Raw genomic sequence first — 20,994 nt, forward strand, 5'->3', positions numbered from 1 at the left:
ATGGCGACCCGGTTTCCTGGCTACCGTAGGTGCGGAGCCGGTCAGCGGCGAGCGGCCCGGTCGATCGGCCGGACGGCCTGGCACCGAGGGCTGGCCGAAGGGCCGATCGCTGGAGGCGATACCGGTGACGATGGAAGCAGAGCGGACTCTCGACGAGGAGCAGCTCACCCAGCTGGGTGAGCTCGCCGCCCAGCTGCGGGTGGACGCGATCCGGTGCAGCACCAGGGCCGCGTCCGGGCATCCGACGTCGAGCCTCTCCGCCGCCGACCTGCTGGCGGTGCTGATCTCCCGGCACGTGCGCTACGACTGGGCGGAGCCGGGCAACCGCGCCAACGACCACCTGATCTTCTCCAAGGGCCACGCCTCGCCGCTGCTGTACGCGGTCTTCAAGGCGGTGGGTGCGATCAGCGACCAGGAGCTGGTCGACACCTACCGCCGGTTCGGGTCGCGTCTGCAGGGGCATCCCACCCCGGCGTTGCCGTGGGTCGACGTCGCCACCGGTTCGCTCGGTCAGGGACTGCCGGTCGGCGTCGGTATCGCGCTGGCCGGCCAGTACCTCGATCAGCTGCCGTACCACGTGTGGGTGCTCTGCGGCGACAGCGAGACGGCCGAGGGCTCCGTCTGGGAGGCGCTGGACAAGGCCGGCCACTACGGGCTGCGCAACCTCACCGTGCTGGTCGACGTGAACCGGTTGGGGCAGCGGGGGCCGACCGAGCTGGAGTGGGATCTGGACACCTACCGGCGGCGGGTCGAGGCGTTCGGCTGCCAGGCGATCGTCGTCGACGGTCACGACCTGGCCGCGATCGACGACGCGTTCGGCCGGGCCCGGCAGGCGACCGGTCCCACCGTCGTGCTGGCCCGCACGGTCAAGGGCAAGGGCGTACCCGAGATCGAGAACAAGCCGGACTGGCACGGCAAGCCGCTGAAACCCGATCTCGCCGAGCGGGCCGTCGACGCTCTCGGCGGGGTACGCCAGATCCGCGTCACCGGGCCGCAGCCCGAGCCCGCCCCGCCCACCGGCGCCCCCGCAGCTCAGCCCATCCAGTTGCCGCGCTACGACCGGGGCGCGAAGGTCGCCACCCGCAACGCGTACGGGGACGCGCTGCGCGCGGTGGGCGTCCGGCCGGAGGTGGTCGTCCTCGACGGTGAGGTCAGCGACTCCACTCGCGCCGACCGGTTCACCGACGCCTATCCCGACCGCTACTTCGAGATGTTCATCTCGGAGCAGCAGATGGTCGCCGCGGCGGTCGGGTTGCAGGTGCGCGGGTACCGCCCCTTCGCCTCGACGTTCGCGGCGTTCTTCTCCCGCGCCTACGACTTCGTCCGGATGGCCGCCGTCTCCCGGGCCGACATCGCCCTGTCCGGGTCCCACGCGGGCGTGGAGATCGGGGCGGACGGTCCCTCCCAGATGGGGCTGGAGGACCTGGCCGCCATGCGCGCCGTCCAGGGGTCCACGGTGCTCTATCCCAGCGACGCCGTCTCCTGCGCCGCTCTCGTCGCCCAGATGGTCGACCGCAAGGGCGTCAACTACCTGCGCACCACCCGGGGCGCGCACCCCGTGCTCTACGACAACGACGAACCCTTCCCGGTGGGCGGCAGCAAGCTGCTGCGCGGCGGCGACGACGACCGGGTGGCGCTGATCGGGGCCGGGGTGACCGTGCACAACTGCCTGGCCGCCGCCGACGAGCTGGCCGCCGCCGGGATCAACGCCCGGGTCATCGACCTCTACTCGGTCAAGCCGCTGGACCGGGAGCGGTTGCTCGCCGCCGTCCGGGACACCGGCGGCCGGCTGGTGGTCGTCGAGGACCACTACCCCGAGGGTGGCCTGGGCTCGGCCGTCCTCGAATCACTGGCCGACCTCGCCGAGCCGTTCCGGCTGACCCACCTGGCGGTACGCGGGCTGCCCACCTCCGGGACGCCGACGGAGCTGATGGACCAGGCGGGGATCGGGGTCAGCGCCATCGTCGCGGCGGCGCGCGCCGCGGTCTGAGCTTCCCGGCCCCGCATCACGGTGCTGCCAGGGGTGCGCCTCCGCGCGGGACCGACCCCGTTTCGGCCATCCGCTCGCGGGTACCCGCACGGTCCGGTGCGAGAGGAGGTCCGAGGTGAACCACGCGGAGTTCATCCAGGCGGTGGCGTCACGACCTGGGGTGTTGCCGTCGCAGGCCGAGCCCGTCACCCGTGCCACGCTGGAGGCGTTGGCGGAACGGATCAGTGGTGGCCAGGCCCGGGACCTCGCCGCGCAGCTTCCCCAGGAGCTGCGGGTCCACCTGTCCGCAGCCGACGAAGGTTCCGTACCGTTCGGGCTCGCCGAATTCTTCGAGCGGATCCAGGCACGGGCTGCGGTAAATCTTCAGACGGCGACCGATGGTGCGCGCGCGGTGCTGGACACGCTGCGTGCGGCGGTCAGCGAGAAGGAGTACGGGGACTTCGTCGCCCAACTGCCGAAGGAGTTCTGGCAGTTCACCGGGCCGGCGGCCACCCGGCTCGAACCACGCCGGATCGGCACGTAGGCGCGGGTTCCGCCCCGCCTGCATCGCCTGGGCGGACGCCAGTCCGCCGCGATCCGGGAAGGACGCATGGGTGGGTGGCCCCGGGGGCACAGTGACCCGGTGGACGACGTACTGGACGAGACACTGCCCAGGCCGGCCCGGCCGGCGGACGTCAGGGAGCGGGCGACGGTCCGGGTCGTGGTGGTCGGGGAGCCGGGGCTGCTGCGTACCGCCGTGGCCGCGGTCCTGGCCGGCGCACCCGGTTTCGAGGTGGCGGGGGAGTGCGACCCGGCCGAGGGCGTCGCGGAGGCGGTCGCCGCCACGCGGCCCGACCTCGCCCTGGTCGACCTCGACGCGGTGCGCGATCCGTCGGCCCTGACCGGACGCCTGCACGCTCGGATGCCGGAATGTGCCGTGGTCGTGCTGACCGCCCGGCGCACCGCGCGGGTGCTGCGCCGGGCGCTCGGTGCCCGGGTGCGCGGGGTCATCGCCAAGGACGTGCCGCCGGAGGAGCTGATCGACCAGCTCCGCGCGATCGCCGACGGGCAGCTGATGATCGATCCGTTGACCGCGCTGGCCGCGCTCGACGCGGCGGTGAACCCGCTCAGCGAGCGGGAACGGGAGGTCGCTGCCGCCGCCGCCCGGGGACTGCGCACGAAGGAGATCGCCGCCCGGCTCCACCTGGCCCCGGGCACCGTCCGGAACCACGTGTCGACCCTGTTGCGCAAGACGGGCGGGCGGAGCCGGTGGGACGCGATCCAGCGCGCCCAGGACGCCGGCTGGATCTGACACGCGGACCGGGGTGTCGCGCCGGAGCCGATTTCAATAGGATTCCTGACCGTGCGTCATCGTTCGCGCACGTGACGTCAACAACGGGGGTTGATGACGGGGAGTCTGCATGGTCCGCACTCTGCTCGCGCTCAAGGGTGCGCTCGTCCGCGGCGCGCTCGCCCAGCTGCTCGACGCCGAGGACGACATCGACGTCGTCGGCGAGGCGGACACGCCGGACGAGCTGCGGTCCGCCCTGCGAGCCGAGCGTCCCGACGTCGCCGTCGTCGACGGCGACCTGGTCACGGCGGACCAACTCGGCGATCTGGCGTCCGAACGGCCCGCCGGCCGTCCGGACGGCGGCCCGCCCGGGCGGCTGCTGGTCCTGGTCCAGCAGCGCCGCGCCGCCCGGCTCGGTCCGGTGCTCGCCGAACACTGTCGACGGATCGGCTTCCTCAGCCACGACGTGGCCCCCGGGCGGATCGTCGAGGGGGTCCGGCGGCTCGCCGACGGTCAGATCGTGCTCGACCCCGACCTGGTGGTCGCGGCGCTGGCGGTCGCCGACAGCCCGTTGACCCCGCGCGAGCGGGAGGTGCTCGACGTGGTGGCCGAGGGCCATCCGGTGCGGGACATCGCGGAGCGCCTGGTCCTGTCCGCCGGGACGGTGCGCAACCACCTGTCCCGGATCATGGCGAAGACCGGCGCGCGTACCCGGCTGGAAGCGGTGCGGATCGCCCGGGAGTCGGGCTGGATCTGAGCAGGTCCGCCTCTCCGTAGCCGACCAGTTCCCGGTATGCGGCCGAGCGGTGCAGCAGGCCCCGGTGGCTGTCGAGCAGCGCGGCCCGCCCGTCGAGCAGCAGCACCCGGCGGGCGCGCAGCGCCGAGCTGACCCGGTGCGCGATCACCACCAGCGTGCCGGGCCGGTCGGCGAAGGCCTCCTCCAGCCGCGCCTCGGTCGCCGGGTCCAGGTGGCAGGTCGCCTCGTCGAGGATCATCAGGGGCGCGGGGGAGAGCCAGGCCCGCAGCAGGGCCAGCTGCTGACGTTCCCCGGCGGAGAGGTCCGCCGGGCGCAGCGTCGCGTCGTAGCCGCCGAGGCGGTCCACCAACCCGGTCAGCCCCAGCCGGGTCGCCGCCCGGGTGATCGCCGGATCCGGCAGGTCGGGCCGGAGGTACGTCAGGTTCTCCCGGACGGTGCCGGTGAAGACGTACGCCTCCTGCGGGATCAGGACACGCCGGTCGGCCAGTTCCGCCGGCGTGGCGCCGGCCACCGGCACCCCACCGACGCGCACCGTGCCGGCCTGCGGCGACAGCACCCCGGCCATCAGCCCGGCCAGGGTGGACTTGCCGATCCCGCTCGCGCCCACGATCACCAGGTGGTCCCCGGCCGGCACGTCGAGGTCGAGTCCGTCGAGCACCGGGTCGGCCTGCGGGCCGTACCGGAAGGTCACCCCGCGCAGGGACAGCGCCGGCGCGGTCTGCCGCGGGACCCGGGCGGTGGCCGGCGCCGGGGTGCGTACCGGGACGTCCCCGCGCAGCAGCCGGTCGAGGGTGACGGCGAAGCGCAGCCCGCCGGCGGCCACGCCCTGGACGAGGGTGTGCAGGGCGGGTTGCACGCCACGCACGACGTAGACCAGGGCGCCGAGCACCGCGCCCGGCCCGAGCCCCTGCCGGACCAGCCACGGGGTGGCCAGGAGCACCACCGGCACGGGCACCCACCCGCCCACGGCCAGGGTCAACCCCCGGGTCGCGGCCATGGTGGCCAACCGTCGCTCCACCCGCGCCTGGTCGTCGACGTACCCGCCGACCCACCGGGTGGTCCGGTCCCGCGCGCCGCTCACCGTGACGTCGCGGTGGCCGGCCACGGCGGTGACCGCGACCCGGCCCAGCCGCTCGTCGGCCAGCACGTACTGCCGTTGCCGGGCGATCATCGCCGGCAGGGCCGCCGCGAACAGCCCCAGGCCGGCCAGCACCGGCACCGTCACCAGCAACGCGACCGGCGCTGACAGGGAGAACAGGCCGACGACGGCGGCGCCGGCGGCGAACAGGAAGCCGCGCACCACCATCAACAGGCCCGCGTAGGTGTCCCGCACCATCTCCACCTGGTGGGTCAGCCGGGCCACCGCCGCGTCGTCGCCGCGACCACCCGTCGCCCCTTCCAGCGCGCCGGCGACCACCCGGCGCAGCAGGTCGTCGCGGAACGGCTCCACCACGTCCCCGAGCAGCGCGTACGCCCGGTTGGTGCCGACCGCGCCGATGAGCACGGCGGCCGCGAGCAGGCCCAACCAGAGCAGCCCGGTCGCCGGGCGCCCGGCCAGGAAGCCGTCGTCGACGGCCCGTGCGGTGAGCAGTCCGGCCAGCCCCGCCGGCAACGCCTCGGCCACCGACCAGCCCGCCAACCGGCACAGCTCGGCGCGGCGCGCCCGCAGCGCCGCCCGGGTCACCTCGCCGACCGTGCTCACGCCCGGAACACCGCCCGGTAGTCCGGGTCGTCCCACAGCACCCGGTGCGGGCCGACCGCGCGGAGCCGCCCACCGTCCACCCAGGCCACCAGGTCCGCCCGCGCGGCCATGCCGACCCGGTGGCTGACCACCATCCGGGTACGCCGGTCGCCCGGCCCGGTCAGCGTCCGGGTCACCCGGTACTCGGTGACGGTGTCCAGGCTGGACGTGGCGTCGTCGAGGACCAGCAGCCGTCCGGCGCGCAGCGCGCGGGCCAGCCCGAGCCGCTGCCGTTCCCCGCCCGACATGGCGACCTCGGCCAGCGGCGTGCGGTACCGCTCGGGCAGCCGCTCGACGAAGTCGTGGATGGCCGCCGCCCTGCTCACCGGCACCGGGTCGGCACCGCACCCGACCGCCTCGCCGACCGTGTCACCGACCAGCACCGGCCGCTCGAACCCGTAACCCACCGCCGCGTGCAGCGCCGCCGGGGCCAGCTCGGGCAGCGGCACGCCGTCCAGGCGTACCTCACCGGAGTCCGGGTCGCGCAGCCGTCCGGCGACGGCGGCGAGCAACGACTTGCCCGCCCCGGACGGCCCGACGACGACGAGCAGCGTCCCGCCGGGGACCCGCAGGTCGACCCGGTCGAGCAGCGGACGCCCGTCGTCGCCCCGCACGCTCACCTCCCGCAGCTCCAGCTCGCCCGGTCCGGGGGGCAGCGTCCGGGTGCCGTACCGGCGGACCGGCTCGCCCAGCACGTCGGCCGCGCGCCGGCAGCCGGCCCGGACCCGGACCGCCTTGTTCAGGGCGCCGACCACGGTGCCCAGGCCGGCGCCGAGCGCCGCGTACTGGAGGGCGGCCAGCAGCTCGCCGGGGGTCATCCGCCCGGCGGCCAGCGACAGCCCGCCGACGGCGACGACGGCCAGTTGCAGCAGCGGGTTGACCACCGCGCCGCGGGTCGCCGCGCCGGCCAGCACGGTCCACGTCCGCGCGCCGTGCGCGCGCAGCGCGGCGACCGGCGTCAGCACCCGCGCGACCTCCCGTTCGGCGGTGCCGGCGGCGGCGATGGTCCGCGCCCCGGCGAGCGCCTCCACCATCCGGCCGGCGAGTTCCCCCTGGGCCTGCTGGTAGCCGGCGACCGCGGTCGAGGCGTCGGCGACGAAGTTGCGCAGCAGCACGCCGAGCAGCAGGAGCCCCACCACGAAGGTGAGGCCGAGCCACGGGTCGATCAGGGTGAGCGCCACCAGACTGCCCAGCGGCGGCAGCAGCACCGTGCCGGCCAGTACGACGGTCGGGGCGGCCTGCCCGGCGTCGGCCACCTGGCCCACCAGCCGGCCCACCAGGTCGCCCACCGGACGGCGGGCCGCGATCCGTGGATCGAGGGCGAAGACGTGTCGGGCCAGCGTGTGCCGCAGCCCGGCCACCGAACGGGCGGTGGCCGCGCCCGTGCCGTAGTCCCGTACCGCGTCGGTGGCGACCAGCACGGCGATCAGCCCGACCACCGCGGCGAGCCAGTGGCCGGACGAGGCGCCCGGCGCCGTACCGACGGCGGCGTCGACGGCGCGGCCCAGGGTCGCGGGCAGCGCCAGCTCGGCCGCCACGCCGACCACCGCGACCACGGCCAGCACCGGGGTCCACCAGCCGGCGGACCCGACGGCGCGCAGCAGGAGCCGGTCGGCCGGGGTCATCACACCTCTTTCACGCCGCGGCCCCGGACCGGCGTGAACCGGCCCGGGGCCAGGCGAACTGATCGTCAGTGGCAGGTGGTGACGCTCAGCGAGCTGTCGCCACAGAGCAGCAGGCTGGCCTGGCTGCCGCCACCGGTGCGCTCGGCGGCCGGCAGTTCCATTCCCTGGAGGTCGAGCAGAGCCATGTCGGTTCCTCTTTCTCTCGTGGTGCGGAGTTGGGCTTCTCGGGTGGTCGTCGGGTCGACGACCGCCACCTCAGTTGCAGGTGGTGACGCTCAGCGAGCTGTCGCCGCAGAGCAGCAGGCTGGCGCGGCTGCCGCCACCGGTACGCTCGGCGGCCGGCAGTTCCATCCCCTGGAGGTCGAGCAGGGCCATGTCGTTGCACCTCCTTCCACATGAGTCGGGTCGGTCGGCCCCGGGGTGACCCGGGGAGCTTCGGTGGCCGGTCAGCCGGCCGATCCCGCCGGCGTCGCGGCCGGCAGCGGCCCCGCCTCCGACGGCGGCCTCGCCTCGGGCAACGGCGTCAGGAACGGCAGCCGGGTGGCCGCCGCCGGGCGGGTCGCCGCGAGGGCGGTGAGCACGCCGGCGGTGCCGGTGGCCAGGTCCATGGAGAGCCGCAGCAACTGGTCGCCGGGGAAGGCGGTCAGCCCCCGGTACGGCAGGGCGTGCCAGCTCAGCAACCGGGCTTGCTGCCGTGCCGGGTCGTACTCGCCCCGCCCGGCCAGGTAGGTGACGATCCCCGCCCGGCCGGCGAAGAGGCCGGACTGGGCGTAGAACGGGGAGTCGGCGCAGCGCCGGATCGCCGCCGCCGCGGTCTCGAACCGCTGGTCCGGGCGGTGGCGCAGGTACTGGTCGAGCACCAGGCCGATGCCGACACTGCCCTCGGCGAGGTACGGCATGGTCCGCCAGCCCTCGTTGACCTCCAGGTGGCCGGCGTCGCGCTGCACGCATCGGCGCAGGTCCTGGCGCAGCGCGGTGGCGGCGTGGTCGAGCAGCACCGGGTCGTGGTCGAGCTCGTACCTGCGCAGCAGCATCAGCGCCACCCCGGCCCCGCCGCGGGTCAGTCCCGCGTACGGGTGCCGGCCGCCGCTGACCTCGGCCACCGAGTCGACGTCGCCCAGCCGCTCGACGACCAGGTCGACCGCCTGCCGGGCGGCGTCGGCGTACCGCCGCTCGCCGGTGACCCCGGCGAAGTGGGTCAGGTTCAGCGCGACGCCCGAGAGGCCGCCCATCAGGTCGTTGCCCAGGTCCGTCCACGGCTGGTCCAGGCAGAGGTCCAGCAGCCGCAGCGCCCCGTCGCGGTGCCCGAGCCGGTCCAGCACGTACGCGATGCCGTGCAGCCCGTCGTAGAAGCCGAGCCGGCTGCCGGAGGCGGGTTCGCGTACCCGGTCGATCAGCCACCGCTCGTGCTCCGCTTCGGTGGGCGCGCCGCTCGTGTGCAACGCCCAGAGCACCCCGGCCGCACCGTGGGCGAGGTTCAGCCCGCCGTCGCTGCCCGCGAACTGCCGGATGTCGCCGGGGAAGAGCCGGTCGTCGCGGTGCGGGGTGGCGCTGGCGACGATCGCGGCGGCGAGGCGGTCGCGCAGTCCCGGCCAGTCGTCCGGGTCGATCCGGACGGCGCCACTGGTGCCCGCCGGCACCGCGACGCGTTCGTCCGGCGTCCCGGCGTGGCCGTCCGGCGCCTCGGCCCGGCCGCCGATGATCACGGCGACCGTCTCGTCGAGCAGGTCCCGGGGCACGGGGAAGTTCTCGGCCACCACGTCGGCCAGGTGCGCCGCCTTCTCCGGGGCGAGCCGCAGCATGGCCGTCAGCGGCAGGAAGAGCGCCAGCCGCAGGCAGGCCAGGGCGTAGCGGTCGACGTCGAAGCCGGTGCGGTCGCGCGGGGCGGCGAAGGCCTGGTTGCGCAGCGCCGGCCGGCCCGTCGCGTCGGCGGGCGCGGCGACCTCGAAGTCGACCAGCGTGGCGGTCCCGTCGTCGCCGACCATGATGTTGAACATGTGCAGGTCGCCGTAGACGATCCCGTGGGCGTGGATGGCGTCCACCGCCTCGGTCACCTGCCGGTGCACGTCCAACGCCCAGCCGGTGTACGCGGCCCGGTCGGCGTCGGGGTGGACCAGCGGGTAGCGCTCCACCACGAGCTGGTTGAGCGGGCGGCCCTCGACGAACGCCAGGGCCAGGAACTCGTGCCCGCCGAAGCTGAACTCGTCGTGCACCCGCACCAGGTGCGGCACGTCCGTGAGCTGCCGCAGCACCTCGGCCTCCCGCCGTAGCCGGGTCACCGCGTCCGCGCCGGTGGCGTCCAGTCCCGCGTACGGCCGGGCCTCCTTCAACACCACCCGGTCCCCGGTGCGGGTGTCCCGGGCCTCGTACAGGCCGCCGCCGTTGGAGAAGTGGATCACCTTCTCGATCCGGTACGGCAGCTCGGTGGTGCTCGCCGCGTTGCGGGCGGCCAGGTGCGGGGCGAGGAAGTCGGGCAGGGTGACCCACTCCGGCACGTGGAAGACCGGGTCGCGGCGGTCCGGCACCAGGCTGCCGCTCGCGTCCTCGATGGCCGGCACCACCTGCCCGTCCGGGGAGAGGCAGTACCGGGCGGCGAAGCCGCCGTAGCGCAGGTGGACCGGGCCGTCGCCGTAGCGCAGGTCGCTGAGGATGTACGGCCCCTGCTCGCCGTCGAGCAGCGCCGCCAGTTCCTTGGCGGTCAGCTCCAGCTCGGCGTCGTCGCGGGGGTAGACCGTGATGAACTTGCCGCTGGCGGCACGGCGGGCGTACTTGCTGTTGCGCATGAGCAGCATCCGCGGCCCGCGCAGGTGCTTGAACGGGATGCCGCGCGGCTGGCAGTAGTCCATCACCCGGGTCAGCACCCGTTCGGCGTTGTCCAGCCGGGCCGACACGTGGATCTTCCAACCCTGCTGGGGGAGCGAGCCGTCGACCGGGCCGTGGATCAGCCAGTCGTCCTTGACCTCGCACTCCCAGCCGTCCGGCACCGGGCGGTCCGTCGCGTAGCCGGCGACCACCGTGCTCGCGCTGGCCAACGAGTCGTAGAAGAGCGGATCGACCGCGCAGTACGAGTCGTACCGTTCATCCATGTCGCCTGCCTCCGCCGCCTGGTCGGTTGAGGTCCATCCTGCGGACGGCCGAGAGGCGTGCGAAGTGCGATGAGTCATCGATCGGCGGTGAGTTTCCCACCCCGAAGTCGTGACAACAGCGGAGTTTGAACTCGCGAATACCGCGTGACCAGTGCGGAGGCCGGCCGGCACCGATGGGCGGCCGGACCGCCGGCCGACACGGAACGGGGGCGGGCCGACCGGCCCGCCCCCGTCACCGTGGTACCGCTCAGTGCGCCGGCACCTGCGCGGCCGCCTCCTCCTGGGCGCGGCGCTCGTCGCCGCTGAGGGTGTGCAGCGGCTTCTCCTTGATGAACAGCACGACGACCAGCGCGAGCGCCGCGACCGGCGCGGCGACCAGGAACAGGTCGGCGGTGGCGATGCCGTACACGTCCTGCACGATGCGCAGCACCGGCTCGGGCAGGGTGGACAGGTCGGGCACCTCCGCGGAGCCGCCGCCGGTCGCCGCGGCCGGGCCGAGCTTCTCGGTCATCAGCGAGGTCACCCGGTTGGCCAGGACGGCGCCGAGCGCGCTGACCCCGATGGCCCCGCCCATGCTGCGGAAGAAGGTCAGCACGGAGGTGGCGGCGCCGAGCTCATGGGCCGGTACGTCGTTCTGCGCGGCGAGCACGAGGTTCTGCATGAGCATGCCGACGCCGATGCCCAGCACGGCCATGTAGATCGACAGGACGACCACGCTGGTGCGGGCGTCGATGGTGCCCAAAAGCAGCATCCCGACGGTCATCACCGCCGCGCCGGCCACCAGGTAGGCCTTCCACCGGCCGAACTTCGTGATGAGCTGGCCGGCGATCGTGGACGAGACGAGCAGACCGAAGATCATCGGGAGGCTCATCAGGCCCGCGACGGTCGGCGACTTGCCCAGCGAGATCTGGAAGTACTGGGACAGGAAGACGGTGCCGCCGAACATCGCGACGCCGACCAGCACGCTGGCGGCGGTGGCCAGCGAGACCGTGCGGTTGCGGAAGATGTCCAGCGGGACGATCGGCTCCGCCGCCCGCGACTCGACGAGGACCGCCAGCGCCAGCAGGACCACACCGCCGGTGACCATCGCGGCCGTCCAGCCCGAGGTCCAGGCGAACTTGTTGCCCGCCAGCGAAGACCAGATCAGCAGCGTGGAGACGCCCGAGGTGATCAGCACCGCGCCCAACCAGTCGATCTTCACCGTGCGGCGGACGACCGGCAGGTGCAGGGTGCGCTGCAGCAGGACGATGGACAGGATGGAGAACGGCACCCCGATCAGGAAGCACCACCGCCAGCCCAGCCACGACGTGTCGACGAGGAGGCCGCCGATCAGCGGACCGGCGATGGTGCCGACACCGAAGACCGCGCCGAAGATGCCGGCGTAGCGGCCCAGCTCGCGCGGCGGGATCATCGCCGCCATGACGATCGTGGCCAGCGCCGTCATGCCACCGGCGCCGATGCCCTGCACGACCCGGCTGACCAGCAGCACCTCCACGTTCGGCGTGAAGCCCGCGATCAGCGAACCCACCACGAACAGCCCCAGCGAGAGCTGGATCAGCAGCTTCTTGCTGTACAGGTCGGCCATCTTGCCCCACAGCGGCACGGTCGCCGTCATGGCGAGCAGTTCGCTGGTGACGATCCAGGTGTAGACGGTCTGGCTGCCCTGCAGATCGGCGATGATCCGCGGCAGCGCGTTCGCCACCACCGTGGAGGCGAGGATGGACACGAACATGCCCACCATCAGGCCGGAGAGGGCCTGGAGAACCTCCCGACGCGACATGCGCGTGCCGACGACCTCGGCCGGGTCGGCGGGCGGGGCGGTTGCGGTCATTGACGCTCCCTTTCGGGGTGGATCCGGATTGGCTGGCCCCGGAACGGATGCGCCGGGGCGGGGGACTGGTGGGTCAGGAGGTGGGCGACGGATCCGGCAGGCCGGCGACGACCGCGGCGAACGCCTCGTCGACGAAGTCGCGCAGTGGCCGGCCGTCGGTGTCGGCGGCCCAGCGCAGCATCGCGGTGCGGAAGGCGGCGCCGGCCACCGCGGTGACCAGCGCCGGGTGGCCGTGGTCGGGATCGACACCGAGGCGCGCGGCGATCGCTTGGATCATGGCCCGCTCGGTCTCGATGTTGCCGGCCATCAGGCGGGGCAGCAGCGCGGGATTCTGGGCGATGACCGCCAGGCGCAGCCGCCACAGCTCGCGCTCGGACTCCATCGTGTCGATCGCCTCGTCGAGGGCGAGCCGGACGGTCCGCAGCGCCGGCACCTCCGGCGCGGCGGCGACCAGCCGGGCCACGACGCGGTCGCGGTCGACCGCCAGGTCGGCGATGAGCGCCTCGTCCTTGGAGGTGAAGTAGTTGAAGAAGGTGCGCGAGGAGACGTCCGCCGCCTCGCTGATCTCCTCCACCGTCACGTGCTCCAGGCCGCGTTCGGCGACCAGCCGCAGCGCGGCGGCGGTCAGCGCTGCCCGCGTCAGCCGCTTCTTGCGGTCCCGGCGCCCGCCGGCGGCCTGTTCGGTTACGGTCACTCCGGCGACGCTACGAGGAAACTTGCGGAGCCTGCAAGTTTTTATTCTGTGAAGTGATGTTCCCGACCGGCGCCCTATGCGCCCGAGATCGGAGCGAGGCGTGGCAGTGATCGTCGGCCGCCGACGGGTCGTCGTCCCGTGACCGCCGTCGACGTGCTCGTGGTCGGGGCCGGGCCCACCGGGCTGGCCATGGCGGCGCAACTGGCCGCCTTCGGGGTGCGGGCCCGCGTGGTCGATCGCGCGGTCGACCGGGCCCACGAGTCGCGGGCGTTGGCGATTCAACCGCGCACCCTGGAGGTCCTCGCCGGCTCAGGGGTGACGGACGAGCTGCTGGCCGGCGGCAACCCCGCGGTCCGGCTGTGCCTGCACGCCCACGGCCGGGTGCGGGCGGTGCCGCTGTTCGACCTGGGCCTGGGGGACACGGCGTACCCCCATCTGCTGTTCCTGTCCCAGGCGGAGACCGAGCGCATCCTGGGCGAGCACCTGGCGGCGGCCGGGCTCGCCGTCGAGCGGGGCGTCGAGCTGGTGGGGATGAACCAGACCGGGGACGGCGTGGCGGCGACCCTGCGGCACGCCGACGGCCGCGAGGAACCGGTCTCGGCACGGTACGTGGTGGGCTGCGACGGCGCGCACAGCACCGTGCGTCACCTCGCCGGGATCGGATTCGAGGGTGGCGCGTACCCGCAGACGTTCGTCCTGGCCGACCTGGAGGCCGACGGCGTCGCCGGCGGCGCGGCGCACGCGTTCGTCTCCGGACGGGGGACGTTGTTCCTCTTCCCGCTGCGGCACCCGGCCAGCTGGCGGCTGCTGGTGATGCGTCCACCCGCCGACGCGCCTCCGCCCGAGTCGCCGGTCACCCTCGACGAGGTGCAGGTGCTCGCCGACACCTACACCGGCGCGACGGTGCGGCTGCACGACCCGGTCTGGATGACCAACTTCCGGTTGCACCACCGCGCCGCCACCCGCTACCGCTCCGGACGGGTCTTCCTGGCCGGCGACGCGGCGCACATCCACAGCCCGGCCGGCGCGCAGGGCATGAACACCGGCATCCAGGACGCGGTCAACCTCGGTTGGAAACTCGCCCACGCACTGCGCGGCGGCGCCGACCCGAGCCTGCTGGACACCTACCAGGCCGAGCGGGCGCCGGTCGGCCGGATGGTGCTGCGCTTCACCGACCGGGCCTTCACCGCGGCCACCTCCACCAACCCGGTCGTCCGCTTCGTCCGTGGCCGCCTCGCCCCCGCGCTGATCCCCGCCGTGCTCGCCCCCCGGTTCGTGCGGGCCACCGCCTTCCGCACGGTGTCGCAGCTGGGCATCGGTTACCGGCGGAGCCCGCTGTCCACCGACGGCCCTCGCCCGCCGCGCAAGGGCCCCCGGGCCGGGGACCGGCTACCCGACGCGCCGGTTCCCGGCGTCGACGGTGGCACGCTGCACCGGCTCACCGCGGCGCCCGGGTGGCATCTGCTGCTCTGCGGGCCACCGGCCGCCTGGTCGACGGGCGAGACGGCCGGACCGGCGCAGCGGTACCCCGGCCGGCTCACCGTGCACCGGCTAACCGAATCCGATACCACCGGGGGAGCGGTCCCCGCCGCCCGCGCGCTGCGCCGGCTCGGCCTCGCCCCCGGCGCCAGCGCTGCGTACCTGGTCCGCCCCGACGGCCACGTCGGCTACCGGTCGGGCGGCACGGACCTGGCGGGGTTGACGGCCTACCTGGACCGCTGGCTTCCCTCGTGACGCCGCCGCGACGCCGGTGCCCGCTGGAAGGCCTGGCGCAGCCCAACCGCCACGCCACTACGGACGCGGACCCGCTCCGGCCAGCAGCTCCGCCAGTTGGCCCAGGTCATCGAGGCGAAGGTCGCCGTCCAGCCCCTTCAGCGCGGCGGTCATCGCGCCGGCGGCCCGTCCGGCCCGCAGGCCGACGTCGGCATCCTCCACGACCAGGCACCGCGCCGGCGGGACGTCGAGCAGCTCGGCGGCGCGCAGGTAGCCCTGCGGGTCCGGCTTTCCCACCGTGACGTCCTCGACCGTGACCAGCACCGGTGCGTCGATTCCCGCCGCGCCGAGCCGGGCCTTCGCCAGCCGGCTGTCGGCGCTGGTCACCACCGCCCACGGCAGCCCGAGCCGCGCCAGCGTCTCCAGCAGCGCCGGCGCACCACGGGTGGCGGTCACGTCGGACAGGTCGTCGTACTGCAACGCCAGCTGCCAGTCCGCTGCCGCGGCCACCGCGGCGTCGTCCAGGCCCGGCAGCAGTCGCCGCACCGTGCGGTCGGCGGGACTGCCATGCGCGATTGCCAGCACCGCCTCCGGGTCGACGTCGTACTCTGCCGCCCACACCCGCCACGCCCGCTCCACCGCGGCGTCGGAGTCCACCAGAGTGCCGTCCATGTCCAACAGCACCGCACCGACCGACGACACGTCCATGCTCACCTCCCGTAATATACTCGCACGGCGAGGATAAGGTGGTGAGACCCGCTCATGGCAAGTCCTTCCCGGCACCGCGCCGAGACGGCGCGCTGGCTCACCGCGTCGCAGGTGCTGGCCACGCTGCACCGGCGTCCGGGCATCACCCGTGCCGCCATGGCCGCCGAGTTGCAGCTGACCAGCGGTTTTGCCACCGAGATCACCGCCCGGCTGCGGGACCTGCGCCTGCTCACCGAGACACCCGCGCCGGTACGGGGGCGGGGCCGGCCCACGACCGTCCTGCGACCGCATCCCGAGGGGCCGGTGGTACTCGCCGTCGACCTGCGGCAGGAGGACTGGCGACACGCCGTCGCGACCATCGACGGGCAGCTGCACGAGGTGCGGCACCGTTCCCACCGCACCCGCGAACCGGCCGCCGTGCTGGCCGCCGTACGGCACAGCGTCGAGGCGGCCCGGAAGCGGTACGGCGGGCGGCTTCGCGCGGTATCGCTGGCGGTCGCCGGCACCATCCATGACGGCCACCTCGTACAGGCCGCCACCCTCGGCTGGCGCTCGGTCGATCTCACCACCATCACCGCCGGCACGGACCTGCCGCTGCTGCTCGGCAACGACGCGACCCTCGCCGGCGTCGCCGAGGCCCGCACCGGCGCCGCCGTCGCGGCCGGCACCGCCCTGCACCTGATCGTGGGGGTCGGCATCGGCGGCACGCTCACCATCGCCGGGGTGCCGGTGACGGGCGCGCACGGCGCCGCCGGCGAGTACGGCCACCTGCCCTTCGGCGACCGGGAACAGCGCTGCCCCTGTGGCGCCCGCGGCTGCTGGGACCTCGACGTCGACGGCCGTGGCCTGGCCCGCCACCTCGGCGAATCCCCACCCGCCGACCCGCGGCGCTACGCCGGGCAGGTCCTCGACCGTTGCCCTGTGGACCCCCGCGCCCGGCGGGCGGTCCGGGCCGTCGCGACCTCCCTCGGCAGCGGCATCGCGGGTCTGGCCAACATCCACGACCCCGACCTGATCACGCTCGGCGGACTCGGCGCCGCCCTGCGGCACGCCGCCGCCGAAGCCTTCGACACCGCCTACACCGACGGTCTGATGACGCTGCACCGCGCCCGCCCACCGTCCGTCGTGGACGCCGCACACGGGGACGAGGGTTCGCTGCGCGGCGCCGCCATCGTCGGCCTCGACCACATCACCGGCCAGCGCGCCCTCGCCGAGTGGGTGCGCACCCTCGCGACACCATTTGGGGATTTGGCCCCGACGGTTTCCGGCTGATTCCCCGAGTACCACCACACTCTCCCGGCCTCGTTGAAAAGGCGATCCACCAGGCGTATGACGGAGTGGCCGGCCACGCCGGTCGATTTCGTGTCGTACGGCTGCCGTTCAATCGGCCTGCACGCGGTCGGCCGGTCTTCAGCACGGTGACGGTGCCGCACCGCGTCCCGGCGCGCGGCCCAGCTGGTCAGGTCCGCGCGGTGCGACGGGAGGCGCTGTCCGGAATGGGTGAGAGAAGGGTTGAGATCATGAGTAGACGCACCACCGGCCCAGCCGTCGAGGCCGAGGGCCTGACCAAAGCGTTCGGGGAGACCCGGGCGCTCAACGGCCTCGATCTCCAGGTCCCCGCCGGTACGGTCTACGGCCTGCTCGGCCCGAACGGTGCCGGCAAGACCACGGCGGTACGGGTGCTGGCGACGCTGCTGCGCCCCGATGGCGGCACGGCGAGAGTCTTCGGTCACGACGTGGTCGCCGACGCCGACGCGGTCCGCTCCCGGGTCAGCCTGACCGGCCAGTACGCCTCGGTGGACGAGGATCTGACCGGCACGGAGAACCTCGTGCTGCTCGGCCGCCTGCTGGGCCTGAAGAAGCCGGCGGCCCGCGAACGTGCCGAGAGCCTGCTCGCCGCGTTCGGCCTGACCGAGGCGGGCGACCGTCAGGTGAAGAAGTACTCGGGCGGCATGCGGCGGCGCATTGACATCGCGGCGAGCATCCTGAACACTCCCGACCTGCTGTTCCTGGACGAGCCGACGACCGGGCTGGACCCGCGCAGCCGCAACCAGGTCTGGGAGATCATCCGGGCCGTCGTGGCGCACGGCACGACGGTGCTGCTGACCACCCAGTACCTGGACGAGGCGGACCATCTCGCCGGCCGGATCGCGGTGATCGACCACGGCCGCGTGATCGCGGAGGGCACCCCGGGTGAGCTGAAGTCGTCGGTCGGCTCCGGCACCGTCCACCTGCGGCTGCGCGACCCGGGGCAGCGGCCCGAGGCCGAGAAGGTGCTGCAGGCGGCGCTGGGCGTTCCGGTGCAGCTCGACGCCGACCCGGTCGCGTTGACGGCCCGGGTCGGTGAGGGCGGCAGCGACCTCGACGCGAGCCGGCACGCGGCGCGCGCGCTCGGTGACCTGGCCAGCGCCGGCATCGTCGTGGACGACTTCTCCGTCGGCCAGCCGAGCCTGGACGAGGTCTTCCTGGCCCTGACCGACCATCCCGCCGCCACGGTGGACGAGCAGAACAACGAGCTGGAGGCAGCCCGATGAGCGAGACCGCCACCACCACGACCGGGCCCGCCCCGGCCGTCTACGTACCGTCCGCCGAGGCGCTGGGCACCGTGCTCGCGCCGGGCGCGCGACCGCCCCGGCCAACGGCGCTGTCGGCGTCGCTCACGTTCGGCTGGCGCGCCATGTTGAAGATCAAGCACGTGCCGGAGCAGCTGTTCGACGTGACGGCGTTCCCGATCATCATGGTGCTGATGTTCACCTACCTGTTCGGCGGCGCCCTCGCCGACAGCCCGCGGGACTACCTGCAGTTCTTCCTGCCCGGCATCATGGTGACCAGCGTCGTGATGATCACCATGTACACCGGCGTCGGTCTCAACACCGACATCGAGAAGGGGGTCTTCGACCGCTTCCGTACGCTGCCCGTCTGGCGGCCTGCCGCGCTGGTCGGCATGATCTTCGGCGACGTGCTGCGCTACGTCCTGGCGGCCCTGGTCATCCTCGGTGTGGGGCTGGCGCTGGGGTTCCGGCCCGGCGGCGGGTTGCTCGGGGTGCTGGCCGGGATCGGCCTGCTGGTGGTCTTCTCGTTCGCGTTCTCCTGGGTGTGGACGTTCTTCGGCCTGATCCTGCGCAGCGAGAAGTCCGTGATGGGAGTCAGCATGATGGTGCTGTTCCCGCTGACGTTCCTGAGCAACGTCTTCGTCGAGCCGGCCACGATGCCCGGCTGGCTTCAGGCGTTCGTCAAGGTCAACCCGGTCACGCAGCTGGTGGCATCGGTGCGTGCGGCGATGTCGGGCTCCTCCGACGCGTCGAGCATGATGTGGACGCTGCTGTGGAGCGCCGGGTTCGTCGTGGTGTTCGGCACCCTGACGATGTACCGGTACAACCGCCGCTGATCCTGACGCGACGACCGATCCCGCGCCGACCGGCCGGTGAAGGTTTTTTTCATGCATCGTGATTAACAGGAAGGCTATTGACAACGGCCGTTTCCCGGGGCGAGGGTGGGCGTGCAGTGGCCCCGCCCCACCTGGAGGTTCGATGTGCCCCATCGCCGTGCCACGCAGACGTGTCCTGCTGGCTGCCGCCGTCGCCGCAGCCACCGCCCTGCTCACCACCGGGCCGGTCACCGCCGATCCGCTCCCCGCGGGGACCTCCGCAGCCGATGACCGGCAGCAGCAGTACGCCGCCGCGGCCGCCGAGTACGGCGTGCCGGAGAGCGTGCTGCTCGCCGTGTCGTACCTGGAGTCCCGGTGGGACACCCACGCCGGGCAGCCGAGCACCAGCGGCGGCTACGGGCCGATGCACCTGACCGACGCCGCGCGGGTCGCGTCGACCCCCGCCAGCGGCCACGTCGACGAGGACGAGGACCCCCGCGGCGACGAGTCCCGCCCGCTGGCCGTCGACCCGGCGCTGGGAGCCGCGCCCAGCGGGGACAGCCTGCCGCAGGCGTCCCTGCAGACGCTCGACGCGGCGGCCGCCCTCACCGGCGTACCCGAGGAGGCGCTGCGCACCGACGCCGCCGCCAACATCCGTGGTGGCGCGGCGCTGCTGGCGTCGTACCAGCAGGAGCTCGGCGGGCCCGACGGTGCCGGCAGCGACCCGGCGGCCTGGTACGGCGCGGTGGCCCGGTACTCCGGCGCGGACACCGCGGACGCGGCGGCGGCCTTCGCCGACGAGGTGTACGACCAGCTCGGGCTCGGCGCCAGCCGGACGACCGACGACGGCCACCGGGTGACCCTCGCCGCCCGGGCGGTAACGCCGGACGAATCCGGCCTGCACCGGCTCGGGCTGCGCCGCGCCGAGCGGCCGGACGGCCTGGAGTGCCCGGTCCGCCTCGCCTGCGAGTGGCTCCCCGCCCCCTACGAGAAGTACGGCCCGAACCCGGGCGACTACGGCAACCACGACCTCGGTGACCGGCCGGCTCAACAGAAGATCGAGTACATCGTCATCCACGACACCGAGGGCTACTTCGGCCCGAGCGTGAAGCTGGTCCAGACGAAGACCTACCTGGGCTGGCACTACACGCTGCGTTCGGTGGACGGCTACGTCGCCCAGCACATCAAGGCCGAGAACGTCGGCTGGCACGCGGGCAACTGGTACGTCAACGCCAAGTCCATCGGCGTCGAGCACGAGGGCTTCGCCGGCCACGGCACCTGGTACACCGAGGCGATGTACCGGACCTCGGCCAAGCTGGTCCGGCACCTGGCGCTGCGGTTCGGCATCCCGCTGGACCGCCAGCACATCCTCGGCCACGACAACGTCCCCGGCACCACCGCCGGGAACGTGGCCGGCATGCACTGGGACCCGGGCCCCTACTGGGACTGGTCGCACTACTTCGAGCTGATGAAGGCGCCGTTCCACTCGACCGGCACCCCGCACACCGGCCTGGTCACCATCGATCCGGAATTCGCCACCAACCAGCCGGCCTTCATCGGCTGCAACCGGCAGCCGCCGGGCGTGCCGACGCCGGTGCCGCCGGCCGTGCCCTGCCCGCTGCGCGGCTCGTCCTCGGTCATCCTGCGCACCGCCCCCAGCCTCGACGCGCCGCTGGTCAATGACCGGGGGCTGCGGCCGAACGGCACGCCGGACACCATGTACATCTCCGACCACGGCGCCCGCGCCTCGGCCGGCCAGACCTACGCCCTCGCCGGCGTCCAGGGCGACTGGACCGCCATCTGGTACCTCGGCCAGAAGGCGTGGTTCCTCAACCCGCCGTCGGCCCCCACGGCGAAGTGGGCGGCGGGCTTCGTGGTGACGCCGAAGCCGGGTAAGGCCACCATCCCGGTGTACGGCCGGGCCTACCCCGAGCGGGCCGCCTACCCGGCCACCATCCCGTACCAGCCGATCTCGCCGTTGCAGTACACCTTCGCGGCGGGCCAGCGGTACGCCCTCGGCGGGGTCCTGCCGGGCGAGTACTACCGCGCCGTCTCCTTCGACGGCTCGGCGCCGGGCGACCGGACGGTGGTCCGCGGCGCGAACAGGTACGTGCAGATCCAGTTCGGCCACCGGGTGATGTACGCGAACCTGGACGATGTCCTCGTCCTGCCCGCCGCGGTGGGCGCGTCCGGGTAGCCGTTCCCGGCGCAC

Annotated in this window: 17 protein-coding genes; 9 read left to right on the forward strand and 8 right to left on the reverse strand. The window is 73.8% G+C overall.

All coding sequences use genetic code 11. The annotated features are described in order from the left end of the window. Positions 1 to 130: 130 nt before the first annotated feature. From ACTMS9_RS21510 to ACTMS9_RS21525, 4 genes are all read left to right on the forward strand, one after another. Positions 131 to 1,990, forward strand: coding sequence for a transketolase (locus tag ACTMS9_RS21510; protein WP_441165954.1), 1,860 nt, complete (start codon positions 131 to 133; stop codon positions 1,988 to 1,990). Between the two features lie 115 nt (positions 1,991 to 2,105). Next, positions 2,106 to 2,513, forward strand: coding sequence for a DUF2267 domain-containing protein (locus ACTMS9_RS21515; RefSeq protein ID WP_441148558.1), 408 nt, complete (start codon positions 2,106 to 2,108; stop codon positions 2,511 to 2,513). A gap of 99 nt (positions 2,514 to 2,612) precedes the next feature. Continuing rightward, on the forward strand, positions 2,613 to 3,281 hold the full coding sequence (locus ACTMS9_RS21520) for a LuxR C-terminal-related transcriptional regulator (RefSeq protein ID WP_441148557.1): 669 nt from the start codon (positions 2,613 to 2,615) through the stop codon (positions 3,279 to 3,281). Positions 3,282 to 3,390: 109 nt separating this feature from the next. Continuing rightward, positions 3,391 to 4,017: a response regulator transcription factor gene (locus tag ACTMS9_RS21525; protein ID WP_441148556.1), complete on the forward strand. Its 627-nt coding sequence runs from the start codon at positions 3,391 to 3,393 to the stop codon at positions 4,015 to 4,017. Here the strand turns inward: ACTMS9_RS21525 and ACTMS9_RS21530 are convergent. The 7 genes from ACTMS9_RS21530 to ACTMS9_RS21560 all read right to left on the reverse strand — a co-directional run bounded on the left by ACTMS9_RS21530 (position 3,947) and on the right by ACTMS9_RS21560 (position 12,994). Next, entirely contained in the window at positions 3,947 to 5,719 is a 1,773-nt protein-coding gene (locus tag ACTMS9_RS21530) for an ATP-binding cassette domain-containing protein (protein ID WP_441148555.1), read from the reverse strand. The two genes, ACTMS9_RS21525 and ACTMS9_RS21530, sit on opposite strands and share 71 nt — an antisense overlap. Beyond that, on the reverse strand, positions 5,716 to 7,383 hold the full coding sequence (locus ACTMS9_RS21535) for an ABC transporter ATP-binding protein (RefSeq protein ID WP_441165806.1): 1,668 nt from the start codon (positions 7,381 to 7,383) through the stop codon (positions 5,716 to 5,718). Before ACTMS9_RS21535 ends, ACTMS9_RS21530 begins: the two co-directional genes overlap by 4 nt. A 65-nt stretch (positions 7,384 to 7,448) precedes the next feature. Beyond that, on the reverse strand, positions 7,449 to 7,568 hold the full coding sequence (locus ACTMS9_RS21540; RefSeq protein ID WP_091302793.1) for a SapB/AmfS family lanthipeptide: 120 nt from the start codon (positions 7,566 to 7,568) through the stop codon (positions 7,449 to 7,451). Positions 7,569 to 7,638: 70 nt separating this feature from the next. Next, complete coding sequence (locus ACTMS9_RS21545) at positions 7,639 to 7,758, reverse strand: SapB/AmfS family lanthipeptide (RefSeq protein ID WP_088647629.1); 120 nt, start codon at positions 7,756 to 7,758, stop codon at positions 7,639 to 7,641. Between the two features lie 71 nt (positions 7,759 to 7,829). Then, the gene (gene lanKC, locus ACTMS9_RS21550) at positions 7,830 to 10,469 is read right to left on the reverse strand and encodes a class III lanthionine synthetase LanKC (RefSeq protein WP_441165807.1); all 2,640 of its coding nucleotides are present in this window, start codon (positions 10,467 to 10,469) and stop codon (positions 7,830 to 7,832) included. A gap of 247 nt (positions 10,470 to 10,716) precedes the next feature. After that, positions 10,717 to 12,300: an MDR family MFS transporter gene (locus ACTMS9_RS21555; protein ID WP_441165808.1), complete on the reverse strand. Its 1,584-nt coding sequence runs from the start codon at positions 12,298 to 12,300 to the stop codon at positions 10,717 to 10,719. A gap of 73 nt (positions 12,301 to 12,373) precedes the next feature. Then, the gene (locus ACTMS9_RS21560; protein WP_441148551.1) at positions 12,374 to 12,994 is read right to left on the reverse strand and encodes an acyl-CoA-like ligand-binding transcription factor; all 621 of its coding nucleotides are present in this window, start codon (positions 12,992 to 12,994) and stop codon (positions 12,374 to 12,376) included. A gap of 138 nt (positions 12,995 to 13,132) precedes the next feature. On the opposite strand from ACTMS9_RS21560, the gene ACTMS9_RS21565 reads away from it, so the two are divergent. Further along, on the forward strand, positions 13,133 to 14,728 hold the full coding sequence (locus tag ACTMS9_RS21565; RefSeq protein WP_441148550.1) for an FAD-dependent monooxygenase: 1,596 nt from the start codon (positions 13,133 to 13,135) through the stop codon (positions 14,726 to 14,728). A gap of 57 nt (positions 14,729 to 14,785) precedes the next feature. Here the strand turns inward: ACTMS9_RS21565 and ACTMS9_RS21570 are convergent, their stop codons facing one another. Next, the gene (locus tag ACTMS9_RS21570; RefSeq protein ID WP_210774707.1) at positions 14,786 to 15,415 is read right to left on the reverse strand and encodes an HAD-IA family hydrolase; all 630 of its coding nucleotides are present in this window, start codon (positions 15,413 to 15,415) and stop codon (positions 14,786 to 14,788) included. Between the two features lie 54 nt (positions 15,416 to 15,469). On the opposite strand from ACTMS9_RS21570, the gene ACTMS9_RS21575 reads away from it, so the two are divergent. From ACTMS9_RS21575 to ACTMS9_RS21590, 4 genes are all read left to right on the forward strand, one after another. Next, positions 15,470 to 16,687 carry an ROK family transcriptional regulator gene (locus ACTMS9_RS21575; RefSeq protein WP_441148549.1) on the forward strand — a complete coding sequence of 406 codons (1,218 nt, stop codon included), beginning with the start codon at positions 15,470 to 15,472 and terminating at the stop codon, positions 16,685 to 16,687. 248 nt (positions 16,688 to 16,935) lie between these two features. Then, positions 16,936 to 17,949 (forward strand): ATP-binding cassette domain-containing protein, encoded by a 1,014-nt coding sequence (locus tag ACTMS9_RS21580; RefSeq protein ID WP_441148548.1) that lies wholly within the window; start codon positions 16,936 to 16,938, stop codon positions 17,947 to 17,949. Next, entirely contained in the window at positions 17,946 to 18,803 is an 858-nt protein-coding gene (locus tag ACTMS9_RS21585) for an ABC transporter permease (RefSeq protein ID WP_154936666.1), read from the forward strand. Before ACTMS9_RS21580 ends, ACTMS9_RS21585 begins: the two co-directional genes overlap by 4 nt. 157 nt (positions 18,804 to 18,960) lie before the next feature. Then, entirely contained in the window at positions 18,961 to 20,979 is a 2,019-nt protein-coding gene (locus tag ACTMS9_RS21590; protein ID WP_441148547.1) for an N-acetylmuramoyl-L-alanine amidase, read from the forward strand. Positions 20,980 to 20,994 lie beyond the last annotated feature (15 nt).

Source organism: Micromonospora sp. L31 (assembly GCF_052068075.1).
In the GTDB taxonomy this organism is placed as follows: domain Bacteria; phylum Actinomycetota; class Actinomycetes; order Mycobacteriales; family Micromonosporaceae; genus Micromonospora; species Micromonospora purpureochromogenes.

What these genes read in the sequence shown, in the direction of transcription:
- ACTMS9_RS21585 (WP_154936666.1), top strand. Translation starts at nt 17,946, where the DNA reads ATGAGCGAGACCGCCACCACCACGACCGGGCCCGCCCCGGCCGTCTAC.
- lanKC (WP_441165807.1), bottom strand. Translation starts at nt 10,469, where the DNA reads ATGGATGAACGGTACGACTCGTACTGCGCGGTCGATCCGCTCTTCTAC.
- ACTMS9_RS21510 (WP_441165954.1), top strand. Translation starts at nt 131, where the DNA reads ATGGAAGCAGAGCGGACTCTCGACGAGGAGCAGCTCACCCAGCTGGGT.
- ACTMS9_RS21525 (WP_441148556.1), top strand. Translation starts at nt 3,391, where the DNA reads ATGGTCCGCACTCTGCTCGCGCTCAAGGGTGCGCTCGTCCGCGGCGCG.
- ACTMS9_RS21545 (WP_088647629.1), bottom strand. Translation starts at nt 7,758, where the DNA reads ATGGCCCTGCTCGACCTCCAGGGGATGGAACTGCCGGCCGCCGAGCGT.
- ACTMS9_RS21555 (WP_441165808.1), bottom strand. Translation starts at nt 12,300, where the DNA reads ATGACCGCAACCGCCCCGCCCGCCGACCCGGCCGAGGTCGTCGGCACG.
- ACTMS9_RS21535 (WP_441165806.1), bottom strand. Translation starts at nt 7,383, where the DNA reads ATGACCCCGGCCGACCGGCTCCTGCTGCGCGCCGTCGGGTCCGCCGGC.
- ACTMS9_RS21570 (WP_210774707.1), bottom strand. Translation starts at nt 15,415, where the DNA reads ATGGACGTGTCGTCGGTCGGTGCGGTGCTGTTGGACATGGACGGCACT.
- ACTMS9_RS21575 (WP_441148549.1), top strand. Translation starts at nt 15,470, where the DNA reads ATGGCAAGTCCTTCCCGGCACCGCGCCGAGACGGCGCGCTGGCTCACC.
- ACTMS9_RS21580 (WP_441148548.1), top strand. Translation starts at nt 16,936, where the DNA reads ATGAGTAGACGCACCACCGGCCCAGCCGTCGAGGCCGAGGGCCTGACC.
- ACTMS9_RS21540 (WP_091302793.1), bottom strand. Translation starts at nt 7,568, where the DNA reads ATGGCTCTGCTCGACCTCCAGGGAATGGAACTGCCGGCCGCCGAGCGC.